Annotated in this window: 14 protein-coding genes; 4 read left to right on the plus strand and 10 right to left on the minus strand. The window is 62.5% G+C overall.

Going from position 1 to position 16224, the window contains the following annotated elements; all coding sequences use genetic code 11:
* Positions 1-158 precede the first annotated feature (158 nt).
* The 8 genes from ppa to exaC all read right to left on the minus strand — a co-directional run bounded on the left by ppa (position 159) and on the right by exaC (position 8793).
* A complete protein-coding gene (ppa, locus tag J3P84_RS03800) occupies positions 159-686 on the minus strand; it encodes an inorganic diphosphatase (RefSeq protein ID WP_434627916.1) in 528 nt (175 codons plus the stop codon).
* Positions 687-797: 111 nt separating this feature from the next.
* Positions 798-1610 carry a zinc-dependent peptidase gene (locus J3P84_RS03805; RefSeq protein WP_434571575.1) on the minus strand — a complete coding sequence of 271 codons (813 nt, stop codon included), beginning with the start codon at positions 1608-1610 and terminating at the stop codon, positions 798-800.
* A gap of 6 nt (positions 1611-1616) precedes the next feature.
* Positions 1617-2273: a DedA family protein gene (locus J3P84_RS03810; protein WP_305498554.1), complete on the minus strand. Its 657-nt coding sequence runs from the start codon at positions 2271-2273 to the stop codon at positions 1617-1619.
* A 443-nt stretch (positions 2274-2716) separates the two neighbouring features.
* Positions 2717-3178, minus strand: a complete 462-nt coding sequence (locus J3P84_RS03815) for a GNAT family N-acetyltransferase (protein ID WP_186641436.1) — start codon at positions 3176-3178, stop codon at positions 2717-2719.
* Positions 3179-3284: 106 nt separating this feature from the next.
* Positions 3285-4109 carry an ethanolamine ammonia-lyase subunit EutC gene (gene eutC / locus J3P84_RS03820; RefSeq protein WP_434627921.1) on the minus strand — a complete coding sequence of 275 codons (825 nt, stop codon included), beginning with the start codon at positions 4107-4109 and terminating at the stop codon, positions 3285-3287.
* A 24-nt stretch (positions 4110-4133) separates the two neighbouring features.
* Positions 4134-5528 (minus strand): ethanolamine ammonia-lyase subunit EutB, encoded by a 1395-nt coding sequence (locus J3P84_RS03825; protein ID WP_434627924.1) that lies wholly within the window; start codon positions 5526-5528, stop codon positions 4134-4136.
* Positions 5529-5585: 57 nt separating this feature from the next.
* Positions 5586-7034, minus strand: coding sequence for an ethanolamine permease (gene eat / locus J3P84_RS03830; RefSeq protein ID WP_434627927.1), 1449 nt, complete (start codon positions 7032-7034; stop codon positions 5586-5588).
* A gap of 238 nt (positions 7035-7272) precedes the next feature.
* The gene (exaC, locus tag J3P84_RS03835) at positions 7273-8793 is read right to left on the minus strand and encodes an acetaldehyde dehydrogenase ExaC (RefSeq protein ID WP_305498559.1); all 1521 of its coding nucleotides are present in this window, start codon (positions 8791-8793) and stop codon (positions 7273-7275) included.
* A 470-nt stretch (positions 8794-9263) separates the two neighbouring features.
* Between exaC and J3P84_RS03840 the strand changes: the two genes are divergently transcribed.
* The 4 genes from J3P84_RS03840 to J3P84_RS03855 all read left to right on the plus strand — a co-directional run bounded on the left by J3P84_RS03840 (position 9264) and on the right by J3P84_RS03855 (position 13679).
* A complete protein-coding gene (locus J3P84_RS03840) occupies positions 9264-11168 on the plus strand; it encodes a sigma-54-dependent Fis family transcriptional regulator (protein WP_434627930.1) in 1905 nt (634 codons plus the stop codon).
* 240 nt (positions 11169-11408) lie between these two features.
* Positions 11409-12758, plus strand: a complete 1350-nt coding sequence (mpl, locus tag J3P84_RS03845) for a UDP-N-acetylmuramate:L-alanyl-gamma-D-glutamyl-meso-diaminopimelate ligase (protein WP_434627933.1) — start codon at positions 11409-11411, stop codon at positions 12756-12758.
* On the plus strand, positions 12755-13402 hold the full coding sequence (gene ubiX, locus J3P84_RS03850) for a flavin prenyltransferase UbiX (RefSeq protein WP_305498563.1): 648 nt from the start codon (positions 12755-12757) through the stop codon (positions 13400-13402). The genes mpl and ubiX overlap by 4 nt, the downstream gene beginning before the upstream one ends.
* Positions 13395-13679, plus strand: coding sequence for a YceK/YidQ family lipoprotein (locus J3P84_RS03855; protein WP_434571586.1), 285 nt, complete (start codon positions 13395-13397; stop codon positions 13677-13679). The genes ubiX and J3P84_RS03855 overlap by 8 nt, the downstream gene beginning before the upstream one ends.
* A 138-nt stretch (positions 13680-13817) precedes the next feature.
* Here the strand turns inward: J3P84_RS03855 and J3P84_RS03860 are convergent, their stop codons facing one another.
* Together J3P84_RS03860 and J3P84_RS03865 are read right to left on the minus strand one after the other, a co-directional pair.
* Positions 13818-14459, minus strand: a complete 642-nt coding sequence (locus tag J3P84_RS03860; RefSeq protein WP_434627937.1) for an oxidoreductase — start codon at positions 14457-14459, stop codon at positions 13818-13820.
* A gap of 27 nt (positions 14460-14486) precedes the next feature.
* Entirely contained in the window at positions 14487-16205 is a 1719-nt protein-coding gene (locus tag J3P84_RS03865; protein ID WP_434627940.1) for a C13 family peptidase, read from the minus strand.
* Positions 16206-16224 lie beyond the last annotated feature (19 nt).

Genomic DNA, 16224 nt, shown 5'->3' on the forward strand with positions numbered 1-16224 from the left:
TTCCGATTTATAAGATGATCTTTCCGTTTGCCTGAATGTAACTAGGCAAGTTAAACATAAATAAACAATTGGGTGGCCATGTTAATACTTTCACGTATTAAGCGGCATTAAGGCATAAAAAAACCCCGGTGCATACCGGGGTTCTTTTACTTGCAGTTTCAGCCCTTGTAGGCGGCAACCGACTTGGTGATCGCTTCGTGGGCGGCGTCGGCGCCGGCCCAGCCTTCGATCTTGACCCACTTGCCTTTTTCGAGGTCTTTGTAGTTCTCGAAGAAGTGTTCGATCTGCTGGATCAGCAGGGCTGGCAGGTCGGTGTATTCCTTCACGTCGACATACAGTTGCGACAGTTTGTCGTGTGGTACTGCGATGACTTTGGCATCGCCGCCGCCGTCGTCGGTCATGTTCAGGATGCCGACAGGACGGGCGCGGATGACCGAGCCTGGCGCAACCGGGTAAGGGGTCACGACCAGTACGTCGAGGGGGTCGCCGTCGTCGGCCAGGGTGTTGGGGATGTAACCGTAGTTGGCCGGGTAGAACATCGGGGTGGCCATGAAACGGTCAACGAACAGGCAATCGCTGTCTTTGTCGATTTCGTATTTGATCGGGGCGTGGTTGGCCGGGATTTCGATTGCGACGTAGATGTCGTTCGGCAGGTCTTTGCCAGCCGGAATCTTGCTGTAGCTCATTGGGCGGTGCCCCCGTTAGTTGACCAGATGACTGGTCGGATTGACCAAAAAGTGGCGGCGATTATAGGCATATTCGGCCGCTGATGCCACGTTACCAGGGTCTTAGAGACCTTAGTATGACGCCTGATAGACCGGATCTTCGGCCTGAAGTTGCCGCAGCCGGGCCAACGGGTCCTGGCGGTAGAACGCCTTGAGCTGTTCGTACACCTTTGGGTAGGCCTGATGCAGCAGGTCCGGGGCGCTGAAGAAATACTCGCTGGTGACGGCGAAGAACTCTGCCGGGTTTTCCGCCGCGTAGGGGTCGATGGCGGTTTCTGCGTCGGGGTTCAGGTCCAGTTGGCGGTTGAGATCGTCGAAGGCCTCTTGCATGGCTTGCGCCCAGTCGCTGACGCGCATGTCGGCGTGCAGCGGCGGCAGGCCGTTGGCGTCGCCGTTGAGCATGTCGAGTTTGTGCGCCAGTTCGTGGATCACCAGGTTGTAGCCTTCCCAGCCGCCGCTCGCCATCACGCCGTCCCAGGCCAGGATGATCGGGCCCTGGGGCCAGGCTTCGCCGCTGTGTTCGCCGTCCCACTCGTGTTCGATGCCGCTGGCGTCGCGGTAGCGCTGGGGGCTGAGGAAGTCGTCCGGGTAGAGAACGATTTCGTGGAAGCCCTGGTACCAGTTCAACTCGCCGAGGTGCATCAGCGGCAGTTGCGCCTGGGCGGCAAGCAACAGGCGTTGTTCCTGGTGCAGTTCGACGCCCGGCAGGGCGGTGAGGTGTTTGTCGTGCAGGAACAGCACGCTGGCGTCACGCAGCCATCGGTCTTCCTCGGCACTGATACCGTCGAGAAAGCTCAGTTGATGGCGCACCCGCTGCCAGGTTTCGTCGGCAACGGGGTGTTTGGCCAGGGTGCGGCGGCGACGCCAGGTGCTGAGAGACCACATGGCCGATCAGCGCGTCTCGGCTTTCGAGCCGCGCTGGCTCATTTTGCTGCGTACCAGGCCGATGATCATCGGCAGCAGCGATAGCAGGATGATGCCCACTACCAGCAGCGACAGGTTCTGCTTGATGAAGGGCACGTTGCCGAAGAAGTAGCCGAGGGTCACCAGGCCACCGACCCAGAGCACAGTGCCGAGGACGCTGAAGCCGAAGAAACGCGGGTAGGGCATTCTGCCGACGCCGGCGACGAAGGGCGCGAAGGTGCGGATGATCGGCAGGAAGCGCGCCAGGGTCACGGTCTTGCCGCCGTGTTTGTCGTAGAAGTCGTGGGTCTGTTGCAAGTAGTCGCGGCGGAAGATTTTCGAGTTCGGGTTGCTGAACAGCTTCTCGCCGGCGGTGCGACCAATGAGGTAGTTGGTGCTGTCGCCGAGGATCGCCGCGAGCATCAACAGCCCTCCTAGCAGCAGCGGGTCCATGGCGCCACCGGCTGCCACCGCGCCGGCGATGAACAACAGGGAATCGCCTGGCAGGAACGGCATCACCACCAGGCCGGTTTCACAGAAGATCACCAGGAACAGGATGGCGTAGATCCACGTCCCGTAGTTGGTCACCAGCATGTCGAGGTAGACGTCGAGATGCAGAATGAGGTCGAGTGGGTTGAAGTCCATGAATGACACCTTGGTGGCGGCCCGGCTCTGCGGGCTGGTGGGGCTGGCTTGGAGTAAGACTACAGCGTGTGCAGCTTTTTCTTACAAGCCGGGAAGATCGGAATTATACGGGGTGGAGGGTGATGAGCGGGGGGAGTTTGTAGCTGGGGATTTCGAGACTGGCGAACAGCTTGTGACGAGATTGAGTACCTGTGGCGAGGGGATTTATCCCCGCTGGGTTGCGCAGCAGCCCTAAAACCTGAGCACGCGGTCACCAGGTTAACCGAGTTGCCTGCTGTCGGGACCGCTTCGCGCTCCAGCGGGGATAAATCCCCTCGCCACAGGACGGGCGTGCTGTGTCAGTTGGATTGGGGCTGCTGCGCAGCCCAGCGGGAGCAAGCTCCCTCGCCACGGGGGGCTGAGTCAGGCCTCAGGCCAGGGTTGTTGCGGGCAGCCCAGAGGGATCAAAGCCCTTCGCTGATCGGCAACACGTAGTTCTTGAACTCGGTGTCTTCCTTGAAGCCAATCGATTCGTAGGTTTTCTGCGCCACGTCGTTGTTGCTGCTGGTGGAGACGCGCATGCGCACGGCGTTGGTTTCCTTGGCCATTTTTTTTGCGGTGCGGATCAGGTTGTCGGCGACGAGCTGGCGGCGGGCGTCTTCGGCGACGTAGATGTCGTTGAGGATCCATACGCGCTTGAGCGACAGCGACGAATAGCTTGGGTAGAGCTGGCAGAACCCCAGCAACCGGCTGTCGTCGTCATCCGGCAGGGCCAGGTAGATCACCGATTCCTTGCGGCGCAGGCGTTTTTCGAGGAACGCCCGGGACGAGTCCGGATAGGGCAGCGAGCCATAGAACTCCCGGTATTTGACGAACAATGGGGTCAGCAGGTCCAGGTGTTCCAGCGTCGCTTGGATAATCCGCATGGTAGGTCTCGTCTGCAAGGGTCGACATGGCGTCCGACAACAACGGCGGACTACCGTGCCAAGATGCTGCCTGAAAGCGGATCAAAAACGCAATTGGCCAAACGGATCAGCTTGGGGGCGGCGCCAGTAGGAAATTACCTTTCATATCGGCACCGTTTTCCGCCTCTAGAGTGTGAACCTGGGCTTCGTCCTTCAGGTTGACCCCCGAAAGCTGCCGGCGACAGGCCTCGCGCATCAGGTAGATCAGGCGATGCGCCGCCATGCCGTAGCTCAGGCCTTCGAGGCGGACATTGGAGATGCAGTTGCGATAGGCGTCGTTCAGGCCAACCTTGGGGGCGTAGGTGAAATAAAGTCCCAGGCTGTCGGGGGAGCTGAGGCCGGGGCGTTCGCCGATCAGGATCACCGACATCTTGGCGCCGAGCCGTTCGGCCACTTCATCGGCCACGGCCACCCGGCCTTGTTCTACCAAAACGATTGGCGACACAGACCAGCCTTCAGCGGTGATCTGTTCTTCCAGTCGCGCCAGGAACGGCAGCGTATGGCGATGCACCGCCAGCGCCGACAGGCCGTCAGCCACCACGATAGCCAAATCCACGCCGCCCGGGTGGGCCGCCGCGTAGTCCTGCAGGATCTGTACGGAAGCATCGTCGAGCCGTCGACCCAGGTCCGGACGCTGCAGATAGCTGTTTCGATCTGCCGCCGCGCTGTGAAGCAGCAGGCTTTCGCGGCCGCGCTCCGTGAGTTGTGCACGGATGCCCTGGTGATCGAACGCCAGGTGCACGGCGTCGCGGGCCTGGGCGTGGGCGAACTGGAAATCCAGTTGCGCCGAGGTCGGCAGGCTGGTGCCGGTGCGGCCCAGGGCGATGCGTGCCGGGGTCAGGTTGCGCAGATTCAGCCAGGGGTTTTGTGGATCGACAGGTTTTTTATCCATGGGCAACTCACTCATAAATGCAGCTCATCCCAAATGCGCCAAGGCGTGACGAAACGCCGGCGGCAGGTTGTCACCGAACCGCACCCGACCATCGGCCTGGGTGAAGATGCCCATGTTCGCCAGCCATTGCTCGAATTCCGGCGCCGGTTTCAGGCCCAGGGTCTGGCGGGCGTAGAGGGCGTCGTGGAACGAGGTGGTCTGGTAGTTGAGCATGATGTCGTCGGAGCCGGGGATGCCCATGATGAAGTTGATCCCGGCCACGCCCAGCAGGGTCAGCAGGGTGTCCATGTCGTCCTGGTCGGCTTCGGCGTGGTTGGTGTAGCAGATGTCACAACCCATCGGCACGCCCAGGAGCTTGCCGCAGAAATGGTCTTCGAGGCCGGCGCGGATGATCTGTTTGCCGTTGTACAGGTATTCCGGGCCGATGAAGCCGACCACCGTGTTCACCAGGAACGGGTTGAAATGGCGCGCCACGGCGTAGGCTCGGGTCTCGCAGGTCTGTTGATCGACACCGTGGTGGGCGTTGGCCGACAGCGCGCTGCCCTGGCCGGTTTCGAAATACATCAGGTTGTTGCCGAGGGTGCCACGCTTCAGGCTGAGCCCGGCGTCGTAGCCTTCTTTTAACAGGCTCAGGCTGATGCCGAAACTGGCGTTGGCCGCTTCGGTGCCGGCGATGGACTGGAACACCAGATCCAGCGGCACGCCGCGGTTTGCCGCCTCGATGGAGGTGGTGACGTGGGTCAGCACGCAGCCTTGGGTCGGGATGTCGTAGCGCTGGATGATGGCGTCGAGCATTTCCAGCATCGCGCAGATCGAGGCCGTGCTGTCGGTGGCCGGGTTGATGCCGATCATGGCGTCGCCATTGCCGAAGAGCAGGCCGTCGAGGATGCTTGCGGCGATGCCGGCGGGTTCGTCGGTCGGATGGTTCGGTTGCAGGCGAGTGGACAGGCGCCCGCGCAGGCCAAGGGTGCCGCGGAACTTGGTGACCACGCGGATTTTCTGTGCAACCAGTACCAGGTCCTGCACGCGCATGATCTTCGAGACGGCGGCGACCATTTCCGGCGTCAGCCCGGGAGCCAGCGCCCGCAGGCTGTGTTCGTCGGCGGCGTCGCTAAGGAGCCAGTCGCGAAAGCCGCCGACCGTGAGGTGGCTGACGGCGGCGAAGGCTTGTTTGTCATGGGTGTCGACGATCAGCCGGGTGACCTCGTCGGCCTCGTAGGGAATCAGCATTTCCTGCAGGAAATGACTAAGTGGCAAGTCGGCCAAGGCCATTTGCGCGGCCACCCTCTCGCCATCGTTGAGCGCGGCGATCTCGGCCAGGAAATCCCCGGAACGCGCCGGGCTGGCCTTGGCCATCAGGTCTTTGAGGCTGTCGAAGCGGTAGGTCTGGGCGCCGACCGTGTGTGCAAAGCTGGCCATACAGGTTCTCCGTGACGGCGCCGCTGGGCGGCGCCGTGGTTTTCGGCACGTTACGGCTTAGTGCAGGGCTTCTTCGGCTTTTTGAATGGCCGCGAATTCCTCTTCGGGCGTGCCTGCTACCAAGTGATGCCGACTGTAGAAAGCAAAGTAAGCAATTAACACTCCATAGATGATCGCGGCGCCGATCACCACTCGTGGGTCCACCAGGAAGCCCGCCACTACGGCGATGCAAGCCAATACCAGCGCCACGCCCGAGGTGAAGATGCCGCCCGGCGTGCGGTACGGCCGGTCCATTTTGGGGCGGCGGATGCGCAGGGTGATGTGCGCGGCCATCATCAGCACGTAGGAAATGGTCGCGCCGAACACCGCCACCAGAATCAGCAGGTCGCCCTGGCCAGTCAGGGACAGGCCGAAACCGATGATGCCGGGAATCACCAGCGCCAACACCGGTGCTTTGCTTTTATTGGTTTCCGAGAGTTTGCGCGGCAGGTAGCCGGCGCGGGACAAGGCGAAGATTTGCCGCGAGTAGGCGTAAATAATCGAGAAGAAACTGGCGATCAGACCGGCCAGGCCGACGAGGTTGACGAAGCTGCCCATCCAGGTCGAGCCACCATAGGCCTTGGCCAGGGCTTCCACCAGTGGGTTGCCGGACGCCATCAGCGCGTTGGAGCCTGCGCCGCCGGGGCCGATCACCAGGATCAGCAGGGCGAACGCCACCAGCACCAGCATGGCGCCAATCAGGCCGCGTGGCAGGTCGCGCTTGGGGTTCTTGGTTTCTTCAGCGGCCAGTGGCACGCCCTCGACGGCGAGGAAAAACCAGATCGCGTAAGGAATCGCCGCCCAGACGCCGACGTAGCCGAAGGGCAAGAACGGGCTGGCGCCCTTGGCCTCGGTGACCGGGATGTCCAGCAGGTTGGCGACGTTGAAGTGCGGCACCATCGCCACCAGAAAAACCCCCAGCGCCAAGGCGGCGACAGCAGTGATGATGAACATCAGCTTGAGGGCTTCGCCGACCCCGAATATGTGGATGGCGATGAACATGATGTAGAACGCCAGGTAGATCATCCAGCCGCCAATCCCGAACAGCGATTGGCAATAAGCACCGATGAACACGGCAATCGCCGCCGGGGCGATGGCGTATTCGATGAGAATCGCCGTGCCGGTGAGAAATCCGCCCCAAGGCCCGAATGCGCTGCGGGCAAAGCCGTAGCCGCCGCCAGCGGTGGGGATCATCGAGGACAGTTCGGCGAGGGAAAAACACATGCACAGGTACATCGCGGCCATCAGCAGCGTGGCGAGGAACATCCCGCCCCAACCGCCCTGGGCCAGGCCGAAGTTCCAGCCGGCGTAGTCGCCGGAGATGACATACGCCACCCCCAGCCCCACCAGCAGGACCCAGCCTGCCGCGCCTTTTTTCAGCTCGCGTTGTTGGAAATATTCGGAGCCGACTTTTTCAAAGTCGACCGAGGACGTTGCCGGTTGCGGGTTTGCATGATCGCTTGGCATAAGGGTTTACCTGTTTTTATTGTTTTTTGGCCCTGTTGGAGCGGGGCTGCTCTTGGAACCGGTGTGTTGCATGCAGCATGGATGCAAGCTGGACCGCCGCCTTCGCGAGCAGGCTCGCTCCCACAGTGGATCTATGCCAACCCAAAAAAGAGTTATCCACAGATCCCTGTGGGAGCGAGCCTGCTCGCGAAAGCAATCCAGAGGGCGAAGCAGGAAAGCCTGTCTCGCCCTCTCTGGCTTAGAAGAACCCCAACGGATTGATGTCGTAGCTCACCAGCAGATTCTTGGTTTGCTGGTAATGGTCGAGCATCATCTTGTGCGTCTCACGCCCCACGCCGGACTTCTTGTAGCCGCCAAATGCGGCATGCGCCGGGTACAGGTGGTAGCAGTTGGTCCAGACGCGACCCGCCTTGATCGCCCGGCCCATGCGGTAGGCGCGGTTGATGTCGCGGGTCCAGAGGCCGGCGCCGAGGCCGAACTCGGTGTCGTTGGCGATCGCCAGGGCTTCGGCTTCGTCCTTGAAGGTGGTGATGCTCACCACCGGGCCGAAGATTTCTTCCTGGAACACGCGCATCTTGTTGGTGCCCTTGAGCAGGGTCGGCTGGATGTAATAACCACTGGCCAGGTTGCCTTCGAGTTTTTCCACCTTGCCGCCGGTCAGCAGCTCGGCGCCTTCGCCCCTGGCGATTTCCAGGTAAGACAGGATCTTGTCGAATTGCTGCTCGGACGCCTGGGCGCCGACCATGGTGTCGGTGTCCAGCGGGTCGCCGCGCTTGATCTGCTGGATTTTCTTCATCACCACTTGCATGAATTCGTCGTAGATCGACTCTTGCACCAGCGCCCGGGATGGGCAGGTGCAGACTTCACCCTGGTTGAAGAACGCCAGCACCAGGCCCTCGGCGGCTTTTTCGATGAAGCTCGGCTCGGCCTGCATGATGTCTTCGAAGAAGATGTTCGGCGACTTGCCGCCCAGTTCCACGGTGGACGGGATGATGTTTTCGGCGGCGCATTTCATGATGTGCGAGCCGACCGGTGTCGAGCCGGTGAAGGCAATCTTGGCGATGCGTTTGCTGGTGGCGAGGGCTTCGCCGGCTTCCTTGCCGAAACCTTGCACAACGTTCAGCACGCCCGGCGGCAGCAGGTCGCCGATCAGCTCCATGAGCACGCAGATGCCCAGCGGGGTCTGTTCGGCGGGCTTGAGCACCACGCAGTTGCCGGCGGCCAGGGCTGGCGCGAGCTTCCAGGCGGCCATCAACAGCGGGAAGTTCCACGGGATGATCTGCCCGACCACGCCCAGCGGTTCATGGATGTGATAGGCCACGGTGTTGCCGTCGATCTCGGCGGCGGCGCCTTCCTGGGCCCGCAGGCAACCGGCGAAGTAGCGGAAGTGGTCGGCGGCCAGGGGGATGTCGGCGTTGAGGGTTTCACGCACGGCCTTGCCGTTGTCCCAGGATTCGGTGATCGCCAGGGTTTCGAGGTTCTGTTCGATGCGGTCGGCGATTTTCAGCAGGATCAGCGAACGCGCCTGGACCGACGTGGCGCCCCAGGCATCAGCGGCCGCGTGGGCAGCGTCGAGGGCTTTGTCGATGTCTTCGGCGGTGGAACGCGGAAATTCTGCAATGGGCTGGCCATTGACCGGGGAAGTGTTGGTGAAGTACTGACCTTTGACAGGCGCGACGAACTCGCCGCCGATGTAGTTACCGTATTTGGCCTTGAACGAAACGATAGCGCCTTCAGTACCGGGGTGAGCGTAACGCATGATGAGTTCTCCTTGGCTTTTGTGCTTATTAGGGAGCCGCGCAAAAAACGCGCTGGTACTCAAGCCTAGAGCAAAGGTCGGGCCATTGCCTTGTGGGGCCCGGAAATCAAGACTTTGGGAGGAGCTGGTCGGACAAACGGAGGGGCTGTGTCACGGTTGCGATACGGCGGGTGTGACAGTTTGTGCCATCGGCGAGACAGTCTGTGACTGGCAGGTCGCGCCAGCATTGCAAAGGTGGTTGGGCTGGAGGATGCTGGCGTTGAAGCCAAGTCTATGGACGGACCGCTTTTCGTGGCGAGGGAGCTTGCTCCCGCTGGACCGCGAAGCAGTCCCCCCAAAGCCAACTCGGTCAGCCTGATGCACCGCGTGCTCAGGTTTTGGGTCTGCTGCGCAGCCCAGCGGGAGCAAGCTCCCTCGCCACGGGTAAGGTGTTGGCAGGTCCAAAGGGTCCTTCGGGAGAACAATAAGAAATGCACAGCAACCATTTGAGTCGCCATGCCCGGCAAGTCCTCACGGTCACCCAGGGCAAGGCCCATTTGCAGGGGCCTGGCAGCGATCCGTCGATTGCCCGTTCCTGGCTGCGCTGCCTCGAGGACTATCACCTCGACCCGGCGCAGAACCTGGCGCCGACCGTGCTCGAGCATGGCCGGTTGCTGGAAAGTCGCGAGCGCCTGCAGCAGGTTCTGCATATCGCCGGTACCGAGATGACCAGCTTGCACCAGCAATTGTCCGGCGCCGGCCATGCGGTGCTGTTGACCGATGCCCGGGGTGTGATCCTCAATTGCGTCACCGCCCCCAGCGAACGGAAGATTTTCGAACGGGCCGGCCTCTGGCTCGGCGCCGACTGGAGCGAAGCCTGTGAAGGCACCAACGGGATCGGTACCTGCCTGGTGGAACGCCAGGCCCTGACCATCCACCAGGAAGAACATTTTCGCGGCCGCCACACCGGCCTGACCTGCTCGGCGAGCCCGGTGTTCGACCCTCATGGCGAGCTGCTGGCGGTGCTCGACGTGTCCTCGGCGCGGCCGGACGTATCGCGCCAGAGCCAGTTTCACACCATGGCCCTGGTCAATCTCTCGGCGAAGATGATCGAGAGCTGTTATTTCCTTCGTTGTTTCGATAATCAATGGCTGCTGCGCTTTCATCTGCAGGCCGAGTCCGTGGGGTTGTTCAGCGAAGGGCTTATGGCGTTCGACGGCGAAGGACGCATCTGTGCAGTCAACCAGAGCGCGCTGAACCTGCTCGGGCACCTTCGCGGTGGCTTGCTCGGCCAGCGGGTCGAGGACTTCTTCGACTGTTCGCTGGATGAGTTACTGGGCCGGGCCAGCGCCCAGGCCAGTGCCAGTTGGCCGCTGCGCACCCGTGACGGTCGGCACTTGTTCGCGGTCCTGCGTGGGCAAGCTCGTAGCGTGCCGGCTGCGGTCGCGCCTGCGCTCAAGGCTGTCGAACCCGCCCGTCTGCCGGGCATCTGCCTGGGGGACGCGGCGTTGCAGGAACATTTTCGCAAGGCTTTGCGGGTGTTCGAGCGCGATGTGCCGCTGCTGATCCAGGGCGAAACCGGTTCCGGCAAGGAGGCGTTTGCCAAGGCCGTGCACCACGCCAGCCAGCGCGCCGGGAAAAACTTCGTCGCGCTCAATTGCGCCGCGATTCCGGAAAGCCTGATCGAGAGCGAGTTGTTTGGTTATCGCGGCGGCAGTTTCACCGGCGCGCGCAAGGAAGGCATGCGTGGCAAACTGCAACAGGCCGACGGTGGCACGCTGTTTCTCGATGAAATCGGCGACATGCCCCTGGCCTTGCAGACCCGTTTGCTGCGCGTACTGGAAGATCGCCAGGTGGTGCCCATCGGCGGCGAGCCCGAGGCGGTGAACGTGCGCATCATCAGCGCCACTCACCGGCAATTACTCGACCGCGTGGCCGACGGCAGTTTTCGCGAGGATTTGTACTACCGCCTCAACGGCCTGGAAATCCCACTTCCGGCATTGCGCAAGCGCAGCGACAAATCACAACTGCTGGATTTCCTTCTGGCCGAGGAGAGCGGCGCCGAGACCGTGTCCATCGACGAACCGGCGCGCCAGGCGCTGCTGGCGTTCGACTGGCCGGGCAACGTGCGGCAGTTGCGCAATGTGCTGCGGACTCTTGCGGCGTTGTGCCACGGCGGGCGGATTGGGCTGGAGGATCTGCCGGCGATGATTCGCCAACGCCCGGTTGCGGGGACCGAAACCCCGACCGAGCATCCGTTGGAAGATGCCGAGCGCCTGGCGTTGCTCGATGCGCTGGAACGTCAGCGTTGGCACATGACCCACACCGCCGAACAGCTGGGGATTAGCCGCAATACCCTCTACCGCAAGCTGCGCAAACACGCGATTGCCCGCTGAGCTACGGACTGCTTTTGTGGCGAGGGAGCTTGCTCCCGCTCGGCTGCGCAGCAGTCGCCTTTGGTTTCAGAGTGAAGGAAGCTTGGAGCTGCTTTGCAGCCCAGCGGGAGCAAGCTCCCTCGCCACAAAAACCTGTGCTCCAGCAGGAGTCTGCGGTGTTCTGGCGCGGATAAGTTCGAAACACAAGGTGCGATTTCCCCCTCCCTACGCTAACCTGCGGCCATGTTTACGAGGTCGACTATGCACATCCATATTCTCGGTATTTGCGGCACTTTCATGGGTTCGATGGCGGTCCTGGCCAAGGAACTGGGCCATCATGTGACGGGTTCCGACGCCAACGTCTACCCGCCGATGAGCACACAGCTGGAGGCTCAGGGCATTGAGCTGACCCAAGGTTACGACCCGGCGCAACTGGACCCGGCGCCGGACCTGGTGGTCATCGGCAACGCCATGTCCCGTGGCAACCCGGCGGTGGAATACGTGCTCAACAAAGGCTTGCCGTACGTGTCGGGGCCGCAGTGGCTGGCCGATCATGTGCTGCAGGGCCGTTGGGTCCTGGCCGTCGCCGGTACTCACGGCAAGACCACCACCAGCAGTATGCTCGCCTGGGTGCTGGAGCACGCGGGCATGAGCCCGGGTTTCCTGATCGGTGGCGTGCCGCAGAATTTTTCGGTGTCGGCGCGCCTCGGTGGCACGCCATTCTTCGTGATCGAGGCCGATGAATACGACAGCGCGTTTTTCGATAAACGCTCGAAATTCGTCCACTACCGTCCGCGCACGGCGATCCTCAACAATCTTGAGTTCGACCACGCTGACATCTTCCCTGATCTGCCGGCCATCGAGCGCCAATTCCACCATTTGGTGCGGACCATCCCAAGTGAAGGCCTGGTCATCCATCCGACCACCGAGCCGGCCTTGCGGCGGGTCATTGAAATGGGCTGCTGGACCCCGGTGCAGACCACCGGTGCGGGCGGTCAGTGGCAGGTCAAGCTACTCAAGGATGACGGTTCGGCGTTCGAAGTCATGTTCGAAGGACAGTCCCAAGGCGTGGTCGAATGGGACATGACCGGCCAGCACAACGTCGCCAACGCCTTGGCCACGCTGGCGGCGGCCCGGCACGTCGGGGTGGTGCCGCCCATGGGCATCGCCGCGTTGAGTGCGTTCAAGAGTGTGAAACGGCGGATGGAGAAAGTTGCCGAGGTGAACGGCATCACCATTTATGACGACTTCGCCCACCATCCGACCGCTATTGCCACCACCCTCGACGGTCTGCGCAAGCGCATCGGCGATGCGCCGCTGATTGCGATCATCGAGCCGCGCTCCAATTCCATGAAACTCGGCGCTCACCGCGACGGCCTGCCGGAAAGCGTGGTCGATGCCGACCAGGTGATCTGGTACGCGCCGGCCAACCTCGGCTGGGACCTCGGCGCCACGGCTGCGCTGTGCACGGTGCCGTCGATTGTCAGCGATTCCCTGGAGGGCATCATCGAGCGCGTGAAGAGCCAGGCCCAGCCCGGCACCCATGTGGTGATCATGAGCAACGGCGGCTTCGGCGGCCTGCACGGCAAACTCGCCGAGGCACTGAAATGAATACTCGCTTGGAGAGCAACGGCCCCGAACGCATCACGCTGGCAATGACCGGCGCTTCCGGCGCCCAGTACGGCTTGCGCCTGCTCGATTGCCTGGTGCGTGAGGATCGCGAGGTGCACTTCCTCATCTCCAAGGCCGCGCAGTTGGTGATGGCCACCGAGACCGACGTGACGTTGCCACCCAAGACGCAGATGATGCAGGCCTTTCTCACCGAGTACACCGGTGCGGCGGCAGGGCAGATTCGTGTGTATGGCAAGGAAGACTGGATGTCACCGGTGGCTTCGGGCTCCGGCGCGCCGGCGGCGATGGTCGTGGTGCCGTGTTCCACCGGTACGCTGTCGGCGATCGCCACGGGGGCCTGCAACAACCTGATCGAGCGGGCGGCGGACGTCACGCTCAAAGAGCGCCGCCAGTTGATCCTGGTGCCGCGGGAAGCGCCGTATTCGAGCATTCACCTGGAGCACATGCTCAAGCTGTCGAACATGGGCGTGACCATCCTGCCGGCCTCGCCGGGCTTCTACCATCAGCCGCAGACCATCGACGACCTGATCGATTTTGTGGTCGCGCGGATCCTCAACTTGCTGAACCTGCCGCAAGACATGCTGCCACGTTGGGGCGAGCATCATCCGGGCAGCGATGAATAAGCTGCTGGCGGTGTTGCTGGTCCTGCAGCTGACTGGCTGTGCCACCGCGCGCACCCTTGACGCCGCCAAGCCGGGAGCGCCGGTGGTGTATGCGGGGACGCGGCTGGACATGTACGCGCTCAACGGCGGTTGCTGCGCCAAGGACCGTTTTGGCGCCGAGGCGCCGAGCTATCCGGGCCTCGATTTGCCGGGGAGTGCGCTGCTGGATACGTTGTTGTTGCCGTTGTCGTTGCTGACGGTGATTGGCGTGGGGTTTCAAGCGACCGGTGGGATGTAATAGACACCACGATGAATACCTGGCTTTGGATCGGTGCTGCGCCCTTCGCGAGCAGGCTCGCTCCCACAGGGCCGAGTTGAATGCGATCCTTGTGGGAGCGAGCCTGCTCGCGAAGGCGCCCGGCCAGGCACCACATGATCATTTGCCCAGCTTGCGCAACTCATCCGACTCCACTACCCGCACCCCATCCTGCTCCTCCAGCGCAAGTCGCCACATGGCCCGGGCCAGTTGGCAGGCTTCGATGCCGTGGTATTTGCCGGGGATCAGCTTGGACAACGGGCCGGCCAGTTGCTCGGCCAGGCGTGGTTCAACCCGGTCGCCCAACAGCAACGAAGGTCGGCAGATGGTCAGTTGCGGCCAATCCTGTGCGCGGAGCGCAGCTTCCATTTCACCCTTGACCCGGTTGTAGAAAATCGACGATTTCGGGTCGGCCCCGAGGGCGCTGATCACCACCAGGTGCCGTGCGCCCAATTCCCGCGCGCGTTTGGCGAAGGCCACCACCAGGTCCAGGTCCACCGAGCGAAAGGCCGATTCGGAGCCGGCTTTCTTGATGGTCGTGCCGAGGCAGCAGAAGGCGATGTCGACCTGGCCGCCAAGCCGTGGCAGCAGTTCGGCCGGTTCCCCAACCGGGTTTTCCAGATGCGGGTGTTCGGCCAATGGCCGGCGGGAAGGCGCCAGTACCCGCGTGATGGTCGGCTCGTTCAGCAGCCGGTCCAGTAGATGTTCCCCGGTCAATCCGGTCGCGCCGGCGAGCAAAACATGCTGAGGCGTCAAGTACATAGTGTTTCCCCCTTGATACGGTTCAGCTTAGTTGCTCTTTTTAGCCTCGTCGTTCAACGCAGCACTTTGCAATGCTTTTCGCGCCTGTTGCTTGCGCAACAGCTGCCAATGAGAAAGCACGGTCCGGGGCGCCCACATCTGTGGTTCGGACGCTTCGAAATTGTCCGCCTGCTCCCGTTCGGCAACGATGCCCTTGGCCCGCTTGAAGGCTTGTTCCAGATCGTCGGTCTGGTTCAGCGCCTGGGCGAACAAGGCATCGCCGAAATAGGTGAAGTTGGCCTCCTCGGAGCAGCCGAAAGACACTCGGTCGGCCCGGGAGGCGGTCATGATCAGGGTCCGTTCGTCCTTGAGCGCGGGGATGAAACCGCCGGAATAACAGGCCGAGATCACAATGATCTTGTCGCGATTCTTCAGCGGCGCCAGCACCGCGGCCAACTCGTCGGCGGGCAGGTCGGCCAGCTCCATGCGCGGCTGGTCGAGTACCAGTTCATGTTCGCTGCTGCCGTGGCTGGTCAGGTAGATGAACACCAGGTCTTCCGGGCCGCTGCGTTCGGCCAGCGTGGCAGCGGCACGGCGCAGGTTTTCGCGAGTGGCCATGGGCCGGTCGCCGAGGTGATCGCGATGGTTCACCAGGCGAATCTGGCCGAATGCGCCAAAACGGCTGGCGAGCATGTTGGCGACATAGTCGGACTCACGCAGGAACACGCTTTGCTTGCCATCGCCGCCCAGGGTCAGACTGTACAGTTCCACCGCCGACGTCGAGGCCGGGATGTTGGCGAGGGCCTCGTCCAGCAGGCGACCCTGGGCCAGCAGGCCGAGTTCGAGCACATCGGGCAACAGCTTGCCGTCGGCGTCACGGATTCGTTGGCCGTTGGCCCAGGTGCCGCTCTGTACGGTGCCGTCGGTCAGCACCAGCGTGCCGCGCCCGTGGTAGCTGTCGCCTTCGAACTGGCCGATGTAGAAGCTGCCGTCGGGCAGGTTCAGGCGACCTTCGCCGGTGAAGCGCCAGTCATTGAAGCGCCCGCGGTAGTGGCTGCCATCGGCTCCGATCAGTTCACCCTTGCCGGTCAGCGCACCGTCCTTGAACTGGCCAATCCAGACATCGCCATCGGCGTTTTCGTAGCGACCGCGGCCGTTGAGCTGGTTATTCCTGAAGCCGCCGATGTAGACGTCGCCTTCGGCGCTGTTGAACGTGCCCTTGCCCTGGAGCTGGCCGTCGACGAAATGGCCGGTGAACTGGTTGCCGCTGGCGTCGAAGCGCTGGCCTTCGCCGTTGGGCTTGCCGTTGACGAACGGGCCCTGGTACTGGCTGCCGTCGTCGAGTTCCAGGCGGCCGAGACCGGAGTAGCGGTCGGCCTTGAACTCGCCCCGGTAGGTCACGCCGTTTTCCTTGAACGTGCCTTCACCGTCCCGCCGGCCCAACTTGAAACCGCCGGTGTAGCTGCTGGTCGGTGTGGTCAGGCTGCCCTGGCCGTGGAACAGGCCATGCTGGAACTGGCCGCGATAGACCTCGCCATTGCTGCCATGCCATTCCCCGGTGCCGTGCCACTGGCCCTTGTCGAACTGCCCGGCGTACCAGCTGCCGTTGGGATAGTCGATGCGTCCCTGGCCCTGCAACAGCCCGTCTACCAGATCGCCGCGATAGCGTCCGCCATCGGGCAGGCGTGCGTCTGGGGGCAGCGGTGATTCGCCGTTTCCGCAGGCGGTGAGCAGGAGGGTCAGGGTCAGGGGTACAAGTGCGCGCATAACGGGATCCAGGTAATCA

It is taken from the genome of Pseudomonas sp. Z1-29 (assembly GCF_051131995.1).
In the GTDB taxonomy this organism is placed as follows: domain Bacteria; phylum Pseudomonadota; class Gammaproteobacteria; order Pseudomonadales; family Pseudomonadaceae; genus Aquipseudomonas.